The 21004-nt window shown below is 40.3% G+C and carries 16 protein-coding genes; 15 read left to right on the top strand and 1 reads right to left on the bottom strand.

The window, feature by feature from the left end; translation table 11 throughout:
- Nucleotides 1–59 precede the first annotated feature (59 nt).
- Nucleotides 60–1349 (top strand): aminodeoxychorismate synthase component I, encoded by a 1290-nt coding sequence (gene pabB / locus ABI125_11630; GenBank protein XCF05375.1) that lies wholly within the window; start codon nt 60–62, stop codon nt 1347–1349.
- Here pabB and ABI125_11625 read toward each other — a convergent pair.
- Nucleotides 1346–2038, bottom strand: a complete 693-nt coding sequence (locus tag ABI125_11625; protein ID XCF05374.1) for a hypothetical protein — start codon at nt 2036–2038, stop codon at nt 1346–1348. The genes pabB and ABI125_11625 overlap by 4 nt on opposite strands.
- A 125-nt stretch (nt 2039–2163) precedes the next feature.
- On the opposite strand from ABI125_11625, the gene tilS reads away from it, so the two are divergent.
- From tilS to ABI125_11555, 14 genes are all read left to right on the top strand, one after another.
- The gene (gene tilS / locus ABI125_11620) at nt 2164–3507 is read left to right on the top strand and encodes a tRNA lysidine(34) synthetase TilS (protein ID XCF05373.1); all 1344 of its coding nucleotides are present in this window, start codon (nt 2164–2166) and stop codon (nt 3505–3507) included.
- Between the two features lie 12 nt (nt 3508–3519).
- A complete protein-coding gene (gene ade / locus ABI125_11615; protein XCF05372.1) occupies nt 3520–5142 on the top strand; it encodes an adenine deaminase in 1623 nt (540 codons plus the stop codon).
- A 2-nt stretch (nt 5143–5144) separates the two neighbouring features.
- On the top strand, nt 5145–6104 hold the full coding sequence (locus tag ABI125_11610) for an alpha/beta fold hydrolase (protein XCF05371.1): 960 nt from the start codon (nt 5145–5147) through the stop codon (nt 6102–6104).
- 128 nt (nt 6105–6232) lie between these two features.
- Nucleotides 6233–6688 (top strand): (2Fe-2S)-binding protein, encoded by a 456-nt coding sequence (locus ABI125_11605; GenBank protein XCF05370.1) that lies wholly within the window; start codon nt 6233–6235, stop codon nt 6686–6688.
- A gap of 12 nt (nt 6689–6700) precedes the next feature.
- Nucleotides 6701–8896 carry a molybdopterin cofactor-binding domain-containing protein gene (locus ABI125_11600; protein ID XCF05369.1) on the top strand — a complete coding sequence of 732 codons (2196 nt, stop codon included), beginning with the start codon at nt 6701–6703 and terminating at the stop codon, nt 8894–8896.
- Between the two features lie 15 nt (nt 8897–8911).
- Nucleotides 8912–9937 carry an XdhC family protein gene (locus ABI125_11595; protein ID XCF05368.1) on the top strand — a complete coding sequence of 342 codons (1026 nt, stop codon included), beginning with the start codon at nt 8912–8914 and terminating at the stop codon, nt 9935–9937.
- Complete coding sequence (locus ABI125_11590) at nt 9930–10556, top strand: nucleotidyltransferase family protein (protein ID XCF05367.1); 627 nt, start codon at nt 9930–9932, stop codon at nt 10554–10556. The genes ABI125_11595 and ABI125_11590 overlap by 8 nt, the downstream gene beginning before the upstream one ends.
- A 2-nt stretch (nt 10557–10558) precedes the next feature.
- Nucleotides 10559–12853 (top strand): FdhF/YdeP family oxidoreductase, encoded by a 2295-nt coding sequence (locus tag ABI125_11585; GenBank protein XCF05366.1) that lies wholly within the window; start codon nt 10559–10561, stop codon nt 12851–12853.
- 159 nt (nt 12854–13012) lie between these two features.
- On the top strand, nt 13013–15532 hold the full coding sequence (gene nirB, locus ABI125_11580; GenBank protein XCF05365.1) for a nitrite reductase large subunit NirB: 2520 nt from the start codon (nt 13013–13015) through the stop codon (nt 15530–15532).
- 30 nt (nt 15533–15562) lie between these two features.
- The gene (gene nirD / locus ABI125_11575; protein ID XCF05364.1) at nt 15563–15940 is read left to right on the top strand and encodes a nitrite reductase small subunit NirD; all 378 of its coding nucleotides are present in this window, start codon (nt 15563–15565) and stop codon (nt 15938–15940) included.
- A gap of 25 nt (nt 15941–15965) precedes the next feature.
- Nucleotides 15966–16550 carry a DUF4202 domain-containing protein gene (locus ABI125_11570; GenBank protein XCF05363.1) on the top strand — a complete coding sequence of 195 codons (585 nt, stop codon included), beginning with the start codon at nt 15966–15968 and terminating at the stop codon, nt 16548–16550.
- Nucleotides 16551–16562: 12 nt separating this feature from the next.
- A complete protein-coding gene (locus ABI125_11565) occupies nt 16563–18377 on the top strand; it encodes an ATP-binding protein (protein XCF05362.1) in 1815 nt (604 codons plus the stop codon).
- A gap of 84 nt (nt 18378–18461) precedes the next feature.
- Nucleotides 18462–19130 carry a response regulator transcription factor gene (locus ABI125_11560; protein XCF05361.1) on the top strand — a complete coding sequence of 223 codons (669 nt, stop codon included), beginning with the start codon at nt 18462–18464 and terminating at the stop codon, nt 19128–19130.
- A gap of 289 nt (nt 19131–19419) precedes the next feature.
- Complete coding sequence (locus ABI125_11555; protein ID XCF05360.1) at nt 19420–20910, top strand: MFS transporter; 1491 nt, start codon at nt 19420–19422, stop codon at nt 20908–20910.
- The last annotated feature ends 94 nt before the right edge of the window (nt 20911–21004 follow it).

Genomic DNA, 21004 nt, shown 5'->3' with positions numbered 1-21004 from the left:
AATACAAAACTTGCAATTTTTTCGGTATTCTTGCTAACTTTACACCATAAATTCTGCTATTGAGAAAAAAACATTTCCATAATCCCGAAAATGTAGAGCGTTTTAAAGAAAAGGCTTTGATTTGGAGCCAACAATTTGACGATGTGGTTTGGTTGGATTCCAATCATTATCAGCAAAACTATTCTAGCTACGACGCTGTTTTGGCAGTCGATGCCTTTACAAGCATAAAAACCGATTACCATAACGCTTTCGATAAACTGAAGGAGTTTCAGGGCTATGTAAACGATTGGATTTTTGGTTATTTATCTTACGATTTAAAAAACGATATCGAGCATTTAAAATCTGAAAACTTCGATGGTTTGGGCTTTCCAGACCTCTTTTTCTTTCAGCCGAAAAAGCTTTTTTTATTTAAGGGTGATAGAGTAGAAATGCAATATTTAGGTTTTGTTGATGATGAATTTCGAGATGATTTATTGGCTATAGCGCAAAGTGAACAGGCTCGAGGAAAAGTGGCTAATCCCATTAAAATTAAACTTCGGATTCATAAGGATGACTATTTTGAAAAAGTTAATACTATTTTAGAGCATATTTATCGTGGTGACATTTATGAAACCAATTTCTGCCAAGAATTTTATGCGGAGAATACGCAAATCAATCCGTTTGAAACTTATCAAAAACTGAACGATATTTCAAAACCACCGTTTGCCGCTTTTTTAAAATTGAATGATAAATACGTGCTGTGCGCCTCACCAGAGCGTTACTTAAAAAAGGAAGGGAGTCAGGTGATTTCGCAACCCATAAAAGGCACAGCGAAGCGTTCGGATAATAAAAATGAAGACCAGAATTTAAAAGAAAATCTGGCCAAAGATAAAAAAGAACGCAGCGAAAATATCATGATTGTTGATTTGGTGCGCAACGACCTGTCTAAAACCGCAAAAAAGGGTAGTGTTAAAGTCGAAGAACTGTGCCAAGTTTATACTTTTGAGCAGGTGCACCAAATGATATCGACGGTGGTTTCGGAAGTTGAAGAAAATACAAACCCAGTTGATATTGTTAAAAGTACGTTCCCGATGGGCAGTATGACGGGCGCACCGAAAATTTCGGCCATGAACATTGCCGAAACTCAAGAAGCAACTAAGCGCGGCGTATATTCCGGGGCTGTCGGCTATTTTTCTCCCGATGGCGATTTCGATTTTAATGTGGTTATCCGCAGTATTTTGTACAACCAAACCGAAAAATACGTGTCCTATTCTGTGGGAGGTGCTATTACGGCCAAAAGCGACCCACTAAAAGAATACGAAGAATGCTTGGTAAAAGCGAAAGCGATGCGCACTGTTTTGGAAAATTAATCCAAATAATTCTTAAACGATTTTACCGAAATTGCTAAAACACGTTCCACCCGTTTGGTTTCAATATTTTTGATTTTGGCAATGTCCTCGTTCGTTAGTCTTCCAAAGACGGAAAGGTCTACAATACTCGACACCCCAAGAGGCAACCAAGTGTAAAATTTGCCTAAAAGCTTTTGGTTGTGGTTCGATTTGAGGTCCTTTATTTCGAAGGCATCAATTACCGATGCGTTATCGTCGTCATATAAAAACAGGTGTTTTAGCTTGTTTTCCTGTTTATACGATATGTCGTTGAGTTCGTCGTTCATTATAAAATCGAAATCCTCATCAACGGTGTATTTTTCTTCCAAAGCGTTCAGTTCATCCGTCAAGATATCGTGGGTGCTCATGGTATTTTTATGGAAGGCTTCCTTGGCAAAAAGTTCGTCCAATTCGCTATCCACAATTTTAAAAAGTTTCAGTTTAATCTCGTTGGTTTCGGCATCAACGTTATAGCCGTTTTCGTAATATTTAGCAATGGCTTCGTCAATAAAATCGTTGGAAGCGTACATGTTTTTCGGAATAATTCCGGTCGATTCAGCGATGTAAAGCCTGTGTTTTACGTAGGCTTTCAAGTGTTGGGTTATTGAAACTACTTTCTTGTTGAAAGCCGTTTGTGTGGCTTTGTCGTTTAGTTCTTTCATTGAGCTCATAACCTGATTTTTAAAAGTTGATTGCTCTTAAAGTTACGAAATTTATGGATCAAAAAAATGACTTTTGTTTGTTGAATGCGATTTAGAGGTGTCTTTTGAAGACTCAAAGTTGTATCTTTGAAAACATGTTAAAACAGCTGAAAACCCATATTGAATCCCATTTGCCTTTTTTGCAAAAATCGAGGCTGCTTATTGCCATTTCTGGCGGAATTGATAGCGTGGTACTGACGCATTTGTGTCATAAATTGAAGCTTAACATTGCACTGGCGCATTGCAATTTTAGCTTACGCGGAAAAGAAAGCGATGCCGATGAAGATTTTGTGGTGTACTTGGCAGATGGTTTGGATTTGGAGGTTTTTGTACAGCGTTTTGATACCGAAGGGTATGCGGAAACCAATAAGCGCTCCATACAAATGGCAGCCCGCGAATTGCGTTACCAATGGTTTGAAGAATTGGCAGAGCAATTAAAGTTCGATTATATATTAACCGCCCACCACGCCGACGATAATCTGGAAACCTTTTTAATCAATTTTACACGCGGTACAGGTTTGGAAGGTTTGACGGGAATACCACAGGTAAACGGAAAGTTTGTGCGTCCGTTATTACCCTTCTCAAGCAACGCTATTGAAAATTTCGCCCAAGAAAACCGCATAAAATGGCGGGACGACAGCAGTAACAAATCGGTAAAGTACCTTCGGAATAAATTGCGCCACGAAGTGGTTCCTATTTTAAAGGAAATCAACCCCAGTTTGTTGCAGAGTTTTCAAACCACTTTAAGCAACTTGCAAGACACTGCGGTGATTGTGGGAGATACAATGGACGCTTTCCTGGAAAAGGCTGCAGAAAAAACGGGTGATAACGAAACCCGTTTCAAAATTTCTGAATTCAAAAAATTAAAGCAGCCCAAAGCCTACCTTTTTGAAACCTTTAAAACCTGCGGTTTTACCGAGTGGAACGATATTGAGCGCCTTTTGGATTCCCAACCGGGAAAACAAGTACTGTCAAATAATTTTAGGTTGATAAAAGACCGGGATTATTTGCTTTTGAGTAAAATTGAAGTCGTTGATGAAAATGAAATTTCCATTTCCGAAGGTGAAAAAAAGGTAAAAACACCAGCCGGTACTCTGTTTTTTGATGAGGCCGATGCGCTTTTCGGAAAGTCTGCAAAAACCATTTTTGTCGATAAGAATAAATTGAAATACCCTTTAAAAATCAGAAAAAAACAAGAAGGCGATGTGTTTTTTCCGTTGGGAATGCAGGGTAAAAAGAAAAAATTGAGCAAATATTTTAAGGATGAAAAGTTTTCATTGCTCGATAAGGAAAACACGTGGCTGCTGTGTTCAGAAAATGAAATTATTTGGGTTATCGGGCAGCGTGCCGACCATAGATTTCGGGTGGACGAGCACAGCAAACAGATTTTAAAAATTGAATTAAATATTACACCGAGCTCCGGCGAAGTGAAAAAATAAAATTATCTCTATTTGAAACTACAAGGCAACATAGTCGATATTCCAAACCGAAACATTTTTAAAGGTGAAATCACTGTTGAAAATGGTAAAATAGTATCTATAATTGAAAAAGAACATTATGTAGAACACTATATTTTGCCGGGTTTCATTGATGCCCATATTCACATTGAAAGCAGTATGCTCGTGCCGAGCGAATTTGCTCGAATAGCGGTGAAGCATGGTACGGTGGCCACGGTTTCCGATCCACACGAAATCGCCAATGTACTTGGCGTACAAGGCGTGGAGTTTATGATTGAAAACGGAAAACAAGTACCATTTAAATTCAACTTTGGTGCGCCATCTTGTGTACCGGCAACCACATTTGAGTCGGCTGGAGCAACTATCGATGCCAATGCGATTAAAACCTTGTTGCAAAATCCCGATATTAAATACTTGGCAGAAATGATGAACTACCCTGGCGTATTGTTCGAGGATGCCGAAGTGATGCAAAAAATAGCTTGGGCAAAGCATTGCAATAAACCTATTGATGGTCATGCCCCAGGAATAGTTGGCAACGATATTTCAAAATACATTGCTGCAGGCATATCGACCGATCACGAGTGCTTCACCAAAGCGGAAGCTTTGGAAAAACTGCAAAAGGGCATGAAAATTTTAATTCGGGAGGGTAGCGCCGCGAAGAATTTTGAAGCGCTCATCGATTTAGTGCCCGAGCATTTCGAGCATATGATGTTTTGTAGCGACGACAAACATCCAGACGATTTAATTTTGGGACACATCAACCAACTTTGTGCCCGTGCGGTCGCCAAAGGCATTGATGTTTTTAAGGTACTTCAAATGGCGTGTGTAAATCCGGTGAACCATTACCATCTCGATGTGGGGCAAATGCAAGTTGGTGATGCTGCCGATTGTATTGTGGTTGAAGATTTAAAAGGTTTCAAAACCCTGCAAACTTTTGTTAACGGCGAATTGGTATTTGATAATGGTGTTTCCAAAATAAAACAGGTTGAGTTTAAAAACCTGAACAACTTTAATTGTAAAAAAAAGCAGGTTTCAGATTTTAAGGTGGATGCTTCCGCTGAAAAAATTAGGGTTATCGAGGCTTTGGAGGGTCAACTTATTACCAATGAAATTGTTGAAAAAGCCACCATCGAAAACGGAAATATCATTTCAAATATAGAAAACGATGTCTTAAAAATGGCAGTAGTCAACCGCTACCGAAACCAGTCCCCAGCCATGGCATTTATCAAGAATTTCGGATTGAAAGCAGGTGCTATAGCCTCTTCAGTGGGGCACGATTCGCACAATATTATTGCGGTAGGCGTTTCAGATGAAGCCATTTGCAAAGCTGTCAATTTAATTATTGAAAACCAGGGTGGTATTTGTGCTGTTTCCGAAAGTACCGAGAAAATGCTTCCGCTCCCCGTGGCAGGAATTATGAGCGCTAACGATGGCGAAACGGTGGCCAAAGCTTACACCGAAATTGATAAGATGGCGAAACAATTGGGCAGTACTTTACATGCCCCGTATATGACCCTTTCGTTTATGGCGTTATTGGTTATTCCGTCGTTAAAGTTAAGCGATAAGGGTTTGTTCAACGGAAAATTATTTCAATTCACTTCTCTGCAAACCGATTGATTATGCCAGTAATTGAAAGTACTTATAAACCATGGTTTCCTTTTAAAAACGGATTTTTTTCTACCGTTTATTCCGGTTTGGTTCGCAGAGCTCCGCTTAAACAAGAACGCGAACGTATTACACTCGGCGATGGTGATTTTTTGGATTTGGATTGGAGCTTTTCCGAAGAAAAAACCTCGAAACTCATTATTTTGCTCCACGGTTTGGAAGGCAACGGCCAACGACCGTACATGACGGGAACAGCCAAACTTTTCAATAAAAACGGGGTAGATGCCGTTTGTGTTAATTTTCGAGGTTGCAGCGGCGAGGATAATTTAATGTTCAGCAGTTACCATTCGGGAGCCACGGCCGATTTGGATGCTGTCATGCACCATGCCATCCAGTCTAAAAACTACTCTGAAATTTACTTGAAAGGCATCAGTTTGGGGGCTAATATTATTTTAAAGTATTTGGGCGAACGCCAAGCTGTTCCAAAGGAAGTCAAGGCTTCGGTAGCGGTTTCCGTACCTTGCTATTTGGCGGGTTCTGCTAAAGCGTTGCATGCTTTTAAAAATAAACTGTACCACGACAGATTCCTAAAACATTTGGTTGAAAAATTAAAGTTAAAACGGGAACGTTTTTCAGAATTATTATCGGAAGAAGATTTGAAGTCTATCAAAACGTTAAGCGATTTCGATTCTGTTTACACCGCCAAAGCCCACGGTTTTAAAAGTGCCCAGCATTATTACGAAACGAGCAGCAGCTTGCAATTCCTTCCACATATTAAAACACCGACTTTAATTATCAATGCGCTGAATGATTCGTTTTTGTCACCCGAATGTTATCCCGTAAAAGAGGCTAAAAACAACTCCAATATATTTTTAGAAATGCCCAAATTTGGCGGACATGCTGGCTTTGTGGGCAGGAAAAATGTATATTATAATGAACAGCGGGCATTGGAGTTTATAAAATCAATTCATTAAATTTTTTCTGGTATAGGGTAAAAATGCACGCCCAAGGTTAAAATGGATTTAGTTAACGCTATGTTAACTTTATAAATTTGACGAAGTGGTGATTAATTTTTTCGTAATTTAAAATCAAAATTTTTATTATGCCGGTATTCAACTTAAACATTAACGACCAATCCTATGCTGTGGATGTGGACGGAGATACCCCAATGCTTTGGGTTTTGCGTGACCATTTAGAACTTTTGGGCACCAAATTTGGATGTGGAATAGGTATGTGCGGTGCCTGTACGGTTCATTTTGACGGGAGTGCGGTGAGAAGCTGCCTGTTAAGGGTTTCTGCCGTGGGCGATTCGAAAATCACAACTATAGAAGGGCTTTCCGAAGAAGGAGACCATCCTGTGCAACAGGCTTGGTTGGAGCATGATGTGCCACAATGCGGGTATTGTCAAGCGGGACAGATTATGAGTGCGGCTTCGTTACTGAAGGAAAACCCAAATCCATCTGACGAGGATATTGATTTGGCCATGAACGGAAATATTTGTCGTTGCGGCACCTACGTGCGGATTAAGCAGGCCATAAAAACGGCATCAAAACTTTAAACTTCAGAAATCATGACAAAAATAAAAACACAATATAATCGTCGTTCGTTTTTGAAGATATCGGCTGCTGCCGGAGGTGGTATGCTCATTGGTTTCAGTTGGCTTACCGGATGTACTTCCGATAAAAAAATAAAAGAACAAATAGCCATTCCCAACGAATGGTTCGAGATAAACGGTTTTATAAAAATTGGAGATACGGGCTTGGTGACTATTTATTCACCCAATCCGGAAATTGGGCAAAATGTACGGACTTCCATGCCCATGATTGTGGCCGAAGAATTGGATGTGGATTGGGCGCATGTAGTGGTGGAGCAAGCGCCTTTAAATGCGGCCATTTATCAAAATCAGTATGCGGGAGGTAGCCAGTCTATCCGTCGCGGATGGGATGCCTTAAGAATGGCGGGAGCTACTGGAAGACGTATGTTGTTGGAAGCTGCAGCCAAAGAATGGCAAGTCTCTGTTTCCGATTTAACGGTTTCAAAAGGCGTAATAAAAGAGAAGAATAGTGGCCGAACAATTGGTTATGGAGAGGTAGCTTCAAAAGCCGTAGGATTAGAGATTCCGGAAGAAGTGGAATTGAAAGCGGTTAAAGATTTTAATATCATATCCAGTAGTAAAAAGAATGTTGACGGAAAGAAAATTGTAACCGGGCAACCGTTGTTCGGATTGGATTTTCAAAGGGAAGGCATGCAATTGGCCATGATTCAGCACCCTCCGGCATTCGGTATGAAATTGAAGGATTTCAATGAGGCCGAAATAAAAAGTATGCCAGGCGTGAAGGATGCGTTTGCTATCGATATTGCAGTTCCCGAACCCGGTTGGTTTGATGAAAAAGGTTTTTTACAATTGATTGCTATTGTGGGCGAATCCACTTGGCAACTCATGAAAGCCAAAAAAGCCCTAAAGGCCAATTGGGAAACGGTTGGCACATTAGAAAGTACGGAAAGCCATAAACAGCAACTTGAAAAAAACTTGAGTTCAGGAAAAGCTAGGGAAAGAAGAAAAGATGGCAACCCCGAATGGGCTTTTGAAAATGCGGCCAAGGTGATTGAACGCACTTATAGTTGTCCGTTTATTGCGCACAATACCATGGAACCCATGAATTTCTTTGCTCATGTTACGGAAAATGAAGTCGAACTGATTGGCCCAACGCAAACGCCGCAAGCCCTAGAAACATCGGTGTCAAAGCTGTTGGATGTGCCCATTGAAAATATTACGGTAAATATGACTCGAATGGGCGGAGGCTTTGGAAGACGACTTTATGTGAATTTTGGTGTTGAGGCTGCAGCTATTTCCAAAAAAGCGGGTACACCAATTAAACTCATTTACACTCGGGAAGATGATATGACGCAAGGAACTTATCGTCCGTCATACAGTTCGAGATATAAAGCAGCACTGGATGAAAACAACAATTTGGTGGCGTTTTCGGTAAAAGGCACGGGGCTACCCGAAAGTCCGTTGTTTCCAGATCGTTTTCCAGCGGGAGCGGTTGATAATTATTTAGCGGAAGATGTCCAGGGAACTACAAATGTAACCACAGGAGCTTGGCGCGCACCGCGATCGAATTTTACGGCTGCGGCCGAACAATCCTTTTTGGACGAAGTGGCTGAATTGGCCGGAAAAGACCCGATTGAATTTCGATTGGAATTGTTCGAACGTGCCATAAAAAATCCCGTTGGTGAAAAAAACGATTACGAAGCCGAACGCTATGCTGGGGTTTTAAAATTGGTGAAGGAAAAATCGAAATGGGGCGAAAGTCAACCCGGAGTATTTCGGGGCGTGGCAGCTTATTTTTGCCACAATACTTATGTCGCCGAAGTGTTCGATATGGTTATGGAAAACAACGAGCCCAAAATTAAAAAGGTGTGGTGTGCGGTAGATTGCGGTATTGTGATAAACCGCGATGCAGCAGAAAATATGATGCAAGGAGCTGTTATTGATGGCGTGGGGCATGCCATGTACAGCCAACTCACGTTTAACGATGGGGCTACCGATCAAATGAATTTTGATACTTACCAACTTATGCGGCATGCGCAGGCGCCAGAAGCAATTGAGGTGTTTTTTGTTGAAAACGAAATAGCACCCACTGGATTGGGCGAACCCGGATTGCCTCCGGCTATTGCTGCTTTGGCCAATGCGCTTTACAAGGCCACGGGAACACGTTATTATAATCAGCCTTTTATGGTGCCTAAACCTGTTGTTGGGTAATACTTTGTTGTAAATATGACCCACGAATTTAAAGACATCGTTATTCGAGCATTTCAAGCTCAAGAAAATCAGTTGAAATCAGTATTGGTCACCGTTGTGGCTTTAGAGGGTTCGTCCTACCGAAGACCGGGCGTGCGCATGTTGGTTTTGGAAAATGGCGATATGGTAGGCGCTGTGAGCGGTGGCTGCGTGGAAAAAGAAATCCTGTTGCAGTCGGAATCTGTTTTTAAAACTGGAAAAGCCAAAATGATGACTTACGATGGTAAGTACAGATTGGGCTGCGAAGGGGTATTGTATATTTTATTGGAGTTGTTTCAGCCTGATTACCGTTTTGAAACAACTTTCAATTCCTGCATTGAACAACGGAAACCCTTTAAAATACAATCGTTTTTCTCCAAAGATTTGGAGTGTGATTTACAAATGGGGTCGGAAGTTATCATAAACAACGATGCTTTTCCCGTTCAGGGAAAACCTTTAGTGAATACTGAAAAGGTATCTATTTTCAGCCAGAATATGCCGCCGTGTTTTAAATTGGTGGTTTTGGGTGCCGAACACGATGCCGTTCAGTTGTGCAAATATGCTTCGTTAACAGGATGGGAGGTGACTGTGGTTTCAGGTTCAAACGAAGCAAAAAGTATTGGTAATTTCCCAGGAGCGCATCAATTTTTTTCTATGTCGCCAGAGGATGTTTCAGCTTTAAATATAGACGGGGAAACCGCCATTGTGCTCATGAGCCATAATTTCGCTAAAGATTTACGGTACTTAGTGGCATTGCAAGCATTTTGTCCAGCGTATATTGGTGTTTTGGGGCCAACCAAACGGCGTGAAGATTTATTATCTCAATTCATTGAATATTGTCCGGAAATAAATTATGACTTTTTAGAGAGCATTCATGGCCCTGCAGGAATCGATATCGGTTCCGAAACACCACAGGAAATCGCTATATCCATCATTTCTGAAATTTTGGCGGTTACCCGAAAACGCGCGGTGATTTCACTCAGTAAAAAATCGGGAAAAATCCATAAAGACCATTATGAATAGCAAGCCTGTTCCCTTAGGGAATATCGTTTTGGTTATCTTGGCTGCGGGGGAATCAAAGCGTATGGGAGAACCGAAACAGTTGCTTCCATGGCAAGGTAAAACGCTAATTGAGCGTACTATTGAAAAGGCATTAGCGATTCATGTTAAAAATGTATTTATCATCTTGGGTGCTAATTACTTTGTGATAAAAAATAAGATTAAAAACTATCCTGTTGAAATCATTGTAAATTCGGAATGGAAGAGTGGTTTGGGGGCGTCAATTTCCCGAGCTGTTTCAGGATTAATGGATGTTGTCCCAAAATTCGATGGTGCAATGTTTATTTTAGCCGACCAGCCTTTTGTGACTAGCAGTTATTTAAAACAGATGCTTACATGTTTTAAACCCAATTCAAAGCAAATTTTGACGACGAAATATAACGATGGGAAGCTAGGTGTGCCGACTATTTTTAATCGCTGTTATTTTGAAGAGTTATCAAATTTGTCAGAAGACAAGGGGGCCAATACCATCATAAAAAAATACGGTAACTTTGTTTTAAGCCTAGATGCCCCGTTTGAAAATATGGACATCGATACCGAAGAAGATTACGAAAGGGCATTAAAAATAATCAGTAAAGAGTAGTTATGAGTTCGTCTCCCCAAGATAAAGCCAAAACACCCGAAACATTTTTAGATTTAAAAGTCACAGAGCCAGAAACCAATAGTGTTGGGTTAGGTGCTATAAAATCGGCCATTGGTCAGGTTTCAAAATATATGAATGCGGCCAATGCCATAAAGCTTTCCGCAAAAATAAATCAAAAAGGCGGGTTTGATTGCCCCGGTTGTGCTTGGCCAGATCCGGACGATGAGCGGTCTTCATTGGGCGAATATTGTGAAAATGGGATAAAAGCCATTGCTGAAGAGGCTCAAAATAAAACCATTGGGGCTGAGTTTTTTGCAAAGCATTCGGTGGATGAATTGGCTAGTTGGACGGATTTTGAAATCGGAAAATCAGGTCGCTTGGCCGAGCCGATGTTTCTGCCGGAAGGCGCATCGCATTATCAGCCCATTCCTTGGGAAGACGCTTTTGCTAAAGTGGCCAACCATTTAAATGCGCTCAATTCACCCGATGAAGCGGTGTTTTACACTTCGGGCAGAACCACCAACGAAGCCGCATTCTTATATCAATTGTTTGTTCGGGAATTCGGGACATCGAATTTGCCCGATTGTTCAAACATGTGTCACGAAGCCAGCGGAAAAGCGCTTTCTGAAACTTTGGGTATTGGAAAGGGCTCGGTGACTTTAGATGACCTGTACAAAGCCGAAGTGGTTATGGTTATTGGTCAAAATCCCGGAACCAACCACCCGAGAATGCTCACGGCATTAGAGAAATGTAAAAAGAACGGTGGTAAAATTATAGCCATAAATCCGTTGCCGGAGGCAGGATTGATAAAGTTCACTAATCCGCAAAGCCCGATAAAAATGCTAACGGGCGGTACTCAAATTGCCGATGTATTTGTGCCCATAAGCATCAATGGCGATGTGGCTTTCATAAAAGCCTTGCTGTTAAAGCTTTTGGAAAAGGAAGAAGAATCGGGAAATGCATTTGATAAAGTATTTATCGAACAACATACCAGCGGATTTGATGTTTTCATTTCAGATTTAAAAACGTATAATTTCGAAGAATGTTTAAAGGCTTCGGGAGTGGCAAAAGAAATTTTTGATGCCGTTTTCGATTTAATATTGAATAACGATAAAATAATTTGTTGTTGGGCCATGGGCTTGACGCAGCACGAAAATGCTGTGGATAATATCCGGGAACTCGTCAATTTACTACTATTAAAAGGAAGCATTGGAAAGGAAGGGGCGGGTACTTGTCCTGTTCGTGGACATAGCAACGTTCAGGGCGATAGAACCGTTGGAATTTGGGAAGCGGCACCACAAGCTTTTTTAGATAAAATTGAAGCCAAATACGGGTTTAAGCCTACCCCGAAACATGGTTATTCGGTGATTGATGCCATTAAGGCTATGTATGAGAACAAAGCCAAGGTGTTTTTCGGCCTGGGTGGTAATTTTATTTCGGCGGTACCAGATACGTATTATTCGGCTCAGGCTTTGGCCAATTGCAATTTAACCGTTCATGTAAGTACAAAGCTTAACCGTTCACATTTGGTAACGGGCAAGGAAGCCTTGATTTTGCCATGTTTGGGGCGTACCGAAAAGGACTACCAAAAAACAGGTTTGCAAATTCAGAGTGTGGAGAATTCCATGGGTGTGGTGTCTTCCACAAAAGGCGTTTTAGAACCTTGTTCGGAAAGTCTTTTAAGCGAAGTGGCCGTGGTTTGTGGGGTAGCGTATGCTACGTTGAAAGAGCGTTCTAAGATAAATTGGTTGAGTTATAAAGACGATTATAATCTAGTGAGAGCCGATATTGCTGAGGTGGTCGATGGATTCGATGATTACAACAACCGCGTAAAACAACCTGCGGGATTTTATTTGCCCAACGGAGCCAGAATTAGAAATTTTAAGACAGAAACGGGTAAGGCACAGTTTTCAATCAATAAATTCCCAACTTGGAAATTGAAGTCAGATGAACTCATAATGATGACCATTCGTAGTCACGATCAATTCAATACCACCATTTACGGTTTGGACGATAGATACCGAGGTGTTTTTAACGAGCGACGCGTTATTTTTATGAACCGAGAAGACATGCGGGAGCGTGGGTTGGAAAATGGACAAATAGTTAATTTGAAATCAGTTTTTAACGGTGTTGCCCGAAAAGTGAATCGTTTTAAAGTAGTTCGGTATGATATTCCTAAAAACTGTTGCGCTACGTATTTCCCGGAAACCAATCCCTTGGTACCGCTAGATAGCTTTGCACATACCGCAAAAACGCCCGCATCCAAGAGTATTGCTATAACTGTTGAGGTTATTTGAGGTTTCGATAAAAACCAATCCTTTTAATTTCCTAAAAAGCAATTATTCTTATTTCTATTTGAGAAAATGGCAATAATCGGGCTGTTTGAAAAAAATCTTCAATAATAGCATAATAAATTACGTATAAATACTTAGTTTTGTGTTTATAAATACGTAGATATGCAAAAAATTATTGTAGTTGGAAACGGTATGGTAGGTTACAAATTTTGTGAAAAGTTTGTAGAGAGACCTGAAAGTAAAAATTTTAAAATTACTGTTTTTGGCGAAGAGCCAAGACCAGCTTATGATAGGGTTCATTTAAGTGAGTTCTTTGAAAACAAAGATGCAAAGGCACTTGAAATGGCACCACGAGAATGGTATGAGGAACATGGTATTGAGTTGGTGACGAACGAGCGCATTAGTGATATTCACCGGTCATCTAAAAAAGTGACTTCTACTACTGATGTTAATTATAAATACGATTACTTGGTATTGGCTACGGGGTCGTCTCCTTTTGTGCCTAATATCGAGGGTATTGAGAAAAAAGGGGTTTTTGTTTACAGAACCATAGAGGACTTAGAAGATATGTTGGCTTATGCTGATAAGATTCAGGAAGGTCGCGAAGAAAAAGTAAAAGCTGCTGTTTTAGGGGGCGGACTCTTAGGTCTGGAAGCTGCCAAAGCGGTTATGGATATGGGCTTTGAGCCTCATGTGGTGGAGTTCGCGCCCAAACTAATGCCAAGACAATTGGATACACGAGGTAGTAAAGTGCTTCAGGAAAAAATCGAGTCTATTGGTATTAACGTCCACCTTTCAAAAGCAACCAATAAAATTTTGGGAGAATCTGCGATTACTGGAATGGAGTTTGGCGAATACGATAAGATTGATGTTGAAATGTTAGTGGTTTCGGCAGGTATTAGGCCAAGGGATGAGTTAGCTAAAACTTGCGGTTTGGAAATGGGTACACGTGGTGGTATTGTGGTGAACAACAAGATGCAAACTTCAGATCCTGAGATTTATGCCATTGGGGAGGTTGCCCTATTTAATCAAATGATTTATGGTTTGGTAGCGCCTGGCTATGATATGGCCGAGGTTGCTGTGAACCAGATTATAGGCAATATTGATGTCGTAATGGAAGACGATATCGACATGTCTACAAAACTGAAACTTATTGGAGTGGATGTGGCCAGTTACGGTGTGCCTTTTATGCCGGTTGAAAAAGGATATTCCATCATTTTCGAAAACAAAACAAAAAATTTATATAAGCGTATTAATGTAAGTCACGACGGAAAAAAACTGTTGGGAGGTATCCTGATTGGTGATGCTAGTGACTATAATATGTTCCATCAAATTTACTTAAACGGATTGCCAATTCCGGAGGATGCAGAAGAATTGGTGATTGGTGCTAGGGGCGAAGGCGGTTCGTCTTTCGGTAGTGTGTTGGATATTCCAGATGTAGCTCAGGTGTGTTCTTGTGAAAGTGTTACCAAAGGCGATATTTGCTGCTCTATTACCGATGGCGATAGCAAAAACTTAAGCGACGTTATCGCGAAAACCAAAGCCACAACGGGTTGTGGTGGATGTAAACCTATGGTGGTCGATTTGGTTAACGAAACACTTAAATCACTTGGTCAAGAGGTGAAAGAGGTGTTGTGTGAGCACTTCAGCTTTAGCCGACAAGAGCTTTACGACTTAATTAAGGTAAATGGTGTTGCCGATTATGAGGAAGCCTTGAACCTGTTTGGAGAAGGGCACGGTTGTGAGGTTTGTAAACCAGCGCTGGCTTCTATTTTTGCAACCATAACCATGGAAACGCCAAACAGACAACCGGTTATTCAAGATACAAACGATAAATTTTTGGCTAACATCCAGCGTAACGGTACGTATTCCATTGTACCAAGGGTTGCAGGTGGGGAGATTACCCCAGACCATTTAATCGTATTGGGTGAAGTAGCTAAAAAATATGATTTATATACAAAAATTACAGGCGGTCAGCGTATCGATTTGTTCGGTGCTCAAATTCACGAATTGCCCATTATTTGGAAAGAGTTGATTGATGCCGGATTTGAAAGTGGCCACGCTTACGGAAAGTCGCTAAGAACAGTAAAAAGTTGTGTAGGTTCTACGTGGTGCCGCTACGGTATGCACGAGAGTGTCACCTTCGCCATCGAGATTGAAAATAGATATAAAGGCTTGCGTTCGCCGCATAAATTAAAAGGAGGCGTTTCGGGTTGTATCAGGGAATGTGCAGAGGCTAGAGGAAAGGATTTCGGATTGATAGCTGTTGAAGGCGGTTGGAACCTTTACGTATGTGGAAACGGTGGTGCTACACCAAAGCACGCGGTATTGTTTGCAGAACAATTGGATGACGAAACGGCCATAAAATACTTAGACAGATTTTTAATGTATTACATAAAAACAGCTGGTCCGTTAGTAAGAACAGCCCCATGGTTGGAAAAACTTGAAGGAGGCATAGATTACTTAAAACAAGTGGTGATTGAAGATTCGTTGGGTATTGCTGAAGATCTTGAAAAAGAAATGCAGGGCTTGATTGGTAAATACGAATGCGAGTGGAAACAAGCTATTGAAAACCCAGAAATGATGAAGCGCTTTAAGCATTTTGTAAACTCTGATGATACGGACGATAACTTGGTATTCGTGCCCATGAGAGAGCAAAAAATGCCAAAAGCCTGGAACTAAAAATCTAATCGTAGAAAAAACAGAGTAGTTATGCAAGATATTCTAGAACAGTACAAAACAGTGTTAGAGCCCGAAGTTAAAGAGTGGTTTAAGGTGGGCGTGGTTGAAGATTTTCCGCAAAACAGTGGGGCTTGTATTAAGTACAAAACCAAACAAATAGCGGTCTACAACTTTACCAGAACGGGCAAGTGGTACGCTACACAAAACCTGTGTCCACATAAAATGGAAATGGTGCTATCACTTGGAATGATAGGCGATAAAGACGGTATTCCTAAAGTGGCCTGCCCCATGCACAAAAAGAATTTCTCGTTGGAAGATGGCAGCAACCTTGGCGGCGAGGATTTAAAAATTGCAACTTATCCTGTTAAAATTGAAGAAGGAAATGTGTATATTGGCTTTTCGGATTAACGATTAGTACAAAATATACAACCATATGAAACCTACCAGATTTGAAACAGCCATAGCATTAATTGATGAACAAAACAACCAAGACCCTAATGTTTACGAGGTTTTCGGTATAGAATATCCAAAAGAGTTGCTGTACTCGCAACGCATGACGAGGAAGCTTTTGCAATTTGAACCCAATGCTTCAAAAGCGCTTCAAATTGCTGCACGGGCCCAACATATTTGTAGGTGGAAAATTGCGCGCGACGAATACCCGATGGATCGTGTGGGGTATTTAAAATGGCGTGAAACATTGAAAAAAATGCACGGCGAATTGACTTCCGAAATTTTAAATCAGGTAGGTTACGACCAAGAGTTTATTGATCGGGTTTCTTTTTTGATCAATAAAAAACTCATCAAGAAAAATGAGGAGTCACAAACCTTGGAAGATACAATTTGCTTGGTGTTTTTAGATTATTATTTTGAGGAGTTTGCAGCCAAACACGACGACGAAAAAGTGATTGATATCCTAAAAAAAACTTGGGTTAAAATGTCTGAAAAAGGGCATCAAGAAGCATTAAAACTGCCTTTTTCAGAAAAAAGCTTGGCTCTGGTTAAGCAGGCGATTTCTTAAAATCGAAAAAATATGGCAAAAAACGGTAATTCATTAGACCAGCGTACGTTTAATAAGTTGAGCCGTTTGTATGTTATCGCTTTAAGCGCCATTGCCGTTTCGGTAATAGCCAGCCAAATTCTTATCAGGAAACATTTAAACGATCAGCAAAGCGATTCTACAGTAATCAACGTGGCGGGTAGGCAGCGTATGCTTAGCCAAAAATTAACCAAAGATGTGGTCGCTCTTTCGGCCGAACCTGTGTTGGAAAACAGGGTGTTGCTGAAAGAAAAAATAAAATCGACCCTTAAAATTTGGGAGCTTTCGCATCACGCTTTGCAACAGGGAAACGATAGCCTGGGTTTGCCCAAAAAGAACAGTAAGGCGATTACCCAGAAATTTAAAACCCTAAACCCGGTTTTCGATACCATAGCTGTAGCGACAAAAGCCATTATCGAAAAGATTGAAAATGTACCACCATTACCCGTTAGTGCTTTTGTGGTCGATATTGAAAAGGTTAAGGCGAATGAGGGGGACTTCCTCTCGCTAATGGACGACATAGTAAACCAATATGATTTGGAAGCCGATGAAAAGGTTAGTTGGCTTCGGAATTTGGAAATTTGGTTGATGTGCTTTACTTTGTTGGTGCTGCTTGGTGAGTTCCTGTTTATTTTCTGGCCCACAGCCAAAAGTGTTAAAAATACCTTGGCCGAATTGTTGGTTGCCGAAAAGCGGGCTAAAAAAATGGCTGCTGAAGCTGACGAATTGAGCATTTCAAAAGAAAAGTCGATTAGAGAGTTGCGGGCTTTGAGTCACGCCATGGATGAAACTTTGCTGTTTGCAAGAATATTGCCTAATGGACAAGTGGTGCATATGGGCAACAAATTTTCAAGGTTGTTTAAATTTTCAAAGTTTGGAAAAAGTACACTCATTTGGAATGTGCTATCAAAGGTTGAAAGCGAACAATTTGTGGTTGAAGACATTGTCTCTAAACATAAAAAAACAGGTTGGCAAGGCGAGGTAAAGGCTACAACTAAAGACGGTAACGACATTTGGTTGGAAATGGCGATTATTCCTTTTAGTCCAACGGAGGATAAATCGGAGTTGCTCATCATTGCTTCAGAAATTACGGCACGTAAAGTGGCTCAAATTGAAATCGAACGGCTTAACAAGCAGAGTTTTGAGGAAAAAATGAGTCAGCAAAAAATAATCTCAAGTAAGATTATTGAAAACCAGGAAAAAGAACAAAACCGCATTGCTAAAGATGTTCACGATGGTATTGGGCAAATGTTAACGGGCTTAAAGTATAATTTGGAAAGTATCGATACCAAAGATGTTGAAAAGGCCACCACAAAGATTGAACATTTAAAAGAACTCACCACAAATATTATAAAAGGCGTGCGAACGGCAACCTTTAATTTAACACCGCCGGAGCTGACAGATCATGGTATTCTGCCAGCCATTGCTAAATTAACACAAGAGCTGTCGAAACTTACGGGAAAGCAAATTGTGGTTTTTAATAAAACCGATTTTAACCAAAGGCTCGATTCCCTTACTGAAATTAATATTTATAGAATAGTACAGGAAGCGATTAACAATGCTATTAAATATGCGGAATCCACACATATTTTGGTATCGTTATCGCACAGTAGGAATATCCTAAGTATTGTTATTGACGATAATGGCAAAGGTTTTGAGCCTTCAAAAGTGAAAAAGATAAAAGAAGGCGACGGCGGTATGGGCATGACCTTTATGCGCGAACGTATCAATTATATTGGTGGCAGGTTGTTCCTTAATTCCGAAATAGGAAAAGGCACTCGGGTTACGCTTAATATTCCGTTGGAATAGAATACGTAGTATTGTTTAAAAATACTTATTTTTGTAGTTGACTTGTTACTTTTTAACAAAGAGGATTAAAATTTGTAAAATATTATGGAAGACGTTATTAATGTAGTTTTGGCAGATGACCATATTTTGGTGAGGGACGGTATTCGTGCACTTTTAGAAGATCAAACAGGGGTTGTGGTTATAGATGAGGCTTCAAATGGTAAAGAAGCTGTAGAGATTGTGGAAAAAAACCGACCACACGTTTTGATTGTTGATATCAGGATGCCAGAAATGAACGGTATTGAGGTTGTGGGTGAAATTAATAAACGTTTTAAGGATGTAAATACTTTGGTGCTTTCCATGCACGATTCAGAGGAGTATGTGGTGCAGGCCATTCAAGCAGGTGCCGATGGCTATTTATTGAAAGGGGCTAGTAAAGAAGAGTTCTTGAAAGCTTTAAATAAAGTAGCTTCAGGAGGTAAGTATTTCACTGGAGATGTGTCGGCCATAATTATGAATAACTTCGTAAACGGTAACGCCAGTCCAGCGGTGGAAACTAAAAAAGAACCCAAGGAAGCACCGTTTAAATTAACCCGTCGCGAAAAGCAAATATTGGAGTTGGTGTTACAGCTTAAAAATAACAAGGATATTGCTGAAGAACTTCAAATTAGTAAACGAACGGCTGAGGTGCACCGTTTCAACCTGATGAAAAAACTGGAAGTGAAAAACTTAATGGAGCTTACCAACAAAGCTAAAGAGTACGAGTTGGTATAACGGGCAATTTCGTTTTTTATTGAAAAAATACTTATTTATAGCGGCCATTTGGTCGCTTTTTTTATGTTCATACCTGCCTTGTTACTTCAGTATTATCAAAAAGCTAAAAAGGAATCGACTTATTGTTGTTGATTATTCAAAAACAAGATTCTAAAATTGTTAATCTGATATAAATACTTAAATACTTAAATTATAAGAATTAAAATTAAGTATAAATACTTAGTTTTGTTAAAAAGAAATACTAAGTTTCTTGGATTAAAATATACAAACCTTTAAAAATAATTATCTAATGAAAGTAACAAAAGGGGCAAATAAAACGCTGTTTATTAATACGTTATCTTTCACTTTTTGTTTTGCAGCATGGCTGTTGAATGGAATATTAGTGACTTTTTTAGTTGATAATCAGGTGTTTAATTGGAGTGCCGTTGAAATTGGTTGGTTAATTGGTATTCCTATTTTAACAGGTGCCATTTTCAGATTGCCGGCAGGTATCTTAACCGATAAATTTGGAGGGAAGCCCGTATTTGCAGGATTATTATTGCTCTGTGCAGTGCCCATGTATCTGTTGTCTTATGCCAATGGCTTTTGGTCGTTTGCACTGTGCAGTTTAGGTTTTGGTATTGCAGGAGCCAGTTTCGCTGTTGGTATTGCCTTTTCTTCAATATGGTTTCCAAAAGAAAAGCAAGGTATTGCTTTGGGGATATTCGGTGCGGGAAATGCCGGTGCTGCCATCACCACACTTATTGGCCCAAAGTTGTTGGATATTTTAACCGACGGAAAAACCAATCTTGAAGGGTGGCGCGATATGCCAAAAATTTATGCTGCTTTTTTGGTAGTAATGGCGATTGTGTTTTTTCTTTCAACAAAAAATAAAAAACCAGCTTCAAGTACTAAAAACTTAAAAGGCATGTTGCAACCACTTAAAAGTGTGCGTGTATGGCGATTTGGGCTGTACTACTTTTTGGTATTTGGATGTTTCGTGGCTTTCGCGGGCTGGTTGGTACCATATTATACTAACGTTTATGCCTTAGATTTAGCCACCGCAGGTTTCTTGGCCTCTTGTTTTAGTTTGCCTTCTGGTGTTATTAGAGCTTTTGGAGGTTGGTTGTCTGATAAATTCGGAGCGCGAAAAGTGATGTATTGGGTGCTAGGTACCTCGTTGGTGTTCAGTGCGACGCTCATTATTCCAAAGATGGATATTTACGCGGCAGGAAAAGGGATTATGGCCAAAGCGGCAGGAACGGTTACCGACGTCACTTCCTCATTTATTGAAGTGGATGGCGTTCAATACCCGTTAAAAGAGAAAACAGGTAAACTGGCTTCGGCTGATGAAGAATTCTACTTTTTTCCAGCTAAGGAATCTTGGCAACAGCCTTTGGTTAAGAAAGGTGACGTGGTGAAAAAGAAACAATTGATTGCCGAAGGAAAAACACATATTTATTTTCAAGCCAACCTTTGGATATTTGCCATAATAGCCATTTTAATTGGTTCTATTTGGGGTATTGGTAAAGCTGCGGTTTATAAGCACATTCCCGATTATTTCCCAGAAGAAGTTGGGGTTGTAGGGGGTATGGTTGGCGTACTCGGTGGATTGGGCGGTTTCTTCTGTCCTATTATTTTCGGTTACCTTTTGGAAGGCACAGGGCTATGGTCTAGCTGTTGGATTTTAATGCTTGTTTTGTCTGCCATTTGTCTCATTTGGATGCACAGAGTGGTACAGCGCATGGTAAACAAAGCCACGCCGCAGTTGGTTGATAAATTCGAAAAGAATATTGACTAAATAATGAATGGTTCTGTGCTCAGAAGATGTGATAATGATAAAAACAAGTATATAAAGAACCCTTTTTTAATAAATCATTAAAATCGATATTCTA

The organism is Tamlana crocina (assembly GCA_040429635.1).
GTDB lineage: Bacteria > Bacteroidota > Bacteroidia > Flavobacteriales > Flavobacteriaceae > Flavisericum > Flavisericum crocinum.
This window is presented reverse-complemented; position numbering and strand designations above follow the sequence as displayed.

Coding starts and splice junctions, on each gene's coding strand:
- ABI125_11625 (XCF05374.1), bottom strand. CDS start 2,038: ATGAGCTCAATGAAAGAACTAAACGACAAAGCCACACAAACGGCTTTC.
- tilS (XCF05373.1), top strand. CDS start 2,164: ATGTTAAAACAGCTGAAAACCCATATTGAATCCCATTTGCCTTTTTTG.
- ABI125_11610 (XCF05371.1), top strand. CDS start 5,145: ATGCCAGTAATTGAAAGTACTTATAAACCATGGTTTCCTTTTAAAAAC.
- ABI125_11605 (XCF05370.1), top strand. CDS start 6,233: ATGCCGGTATTCAACTTAAACATTAACGACCAATCCTATGCTGTGGAT.
- ABI125_11600 (XCF05369.1), top strand. CDS start 6,701: ATGACAAAAATAAAAACACAATATAATCGTCGTTCGTTTTTGAAGATA.
- ABI125_11595 (XCF05368.1), top strand. CDS start 8,912: ATGACCCACGAATTTAAAGACATCGTTATTCGAGCATTTCAAGCTCAA.
- ABI125_11590 (XCF05367.1), top strand. CDS start 9,930: ATGAATAGCAAGCCTGTTCCCTTAGGGAATATCGTTTTGGTTATCTTG.
- ABI125_11585 (XCF05366.1), top strand. CDS start 10,559: ATGAGTTCGTCTCCCCAAGATAAAGCCAAAACACCCGAAACATTTTTA.
- nirB (XCF05365.1), top strand. CDS start 13,013: ATGCAAAAAATTATTGTAGTTGGAAACGGTATGGTAGGTTACAAATTT.
- nirD (XCF05364.1), top strand. CDS start 15,563: ATGCAAGATATTCTAGAACAGTACAAAACAGTGTTAGAGCCCGAAGTT.
- ABI125_11570 (XCF05363.1), top strand. CDS start 15,966: ATGAAACCTACCAGATTTGAAACAGCCATAGCATTAATTGATGAACAA.
- ABI125_11565 (XCF05362.1), top strand. CDS start 16,563: ATGGCAAAAAACGGTAATTCATTAGACCAGCGTACGTTTAATAAGTTG.
- ABI125_11560 (XCF05361.1), top strand. CDS start 18,462: ATGGAAGACGTTATTAATGTAGTTTTGGCAGATGACCATATTTTGGTG.
- ABI125_11555 (XCF05360.1), top strand. CDS start 19,420: ATGAAAGTAACAAAAGGGGCAAATAAAACGCTGTTTATTAATACGTTA.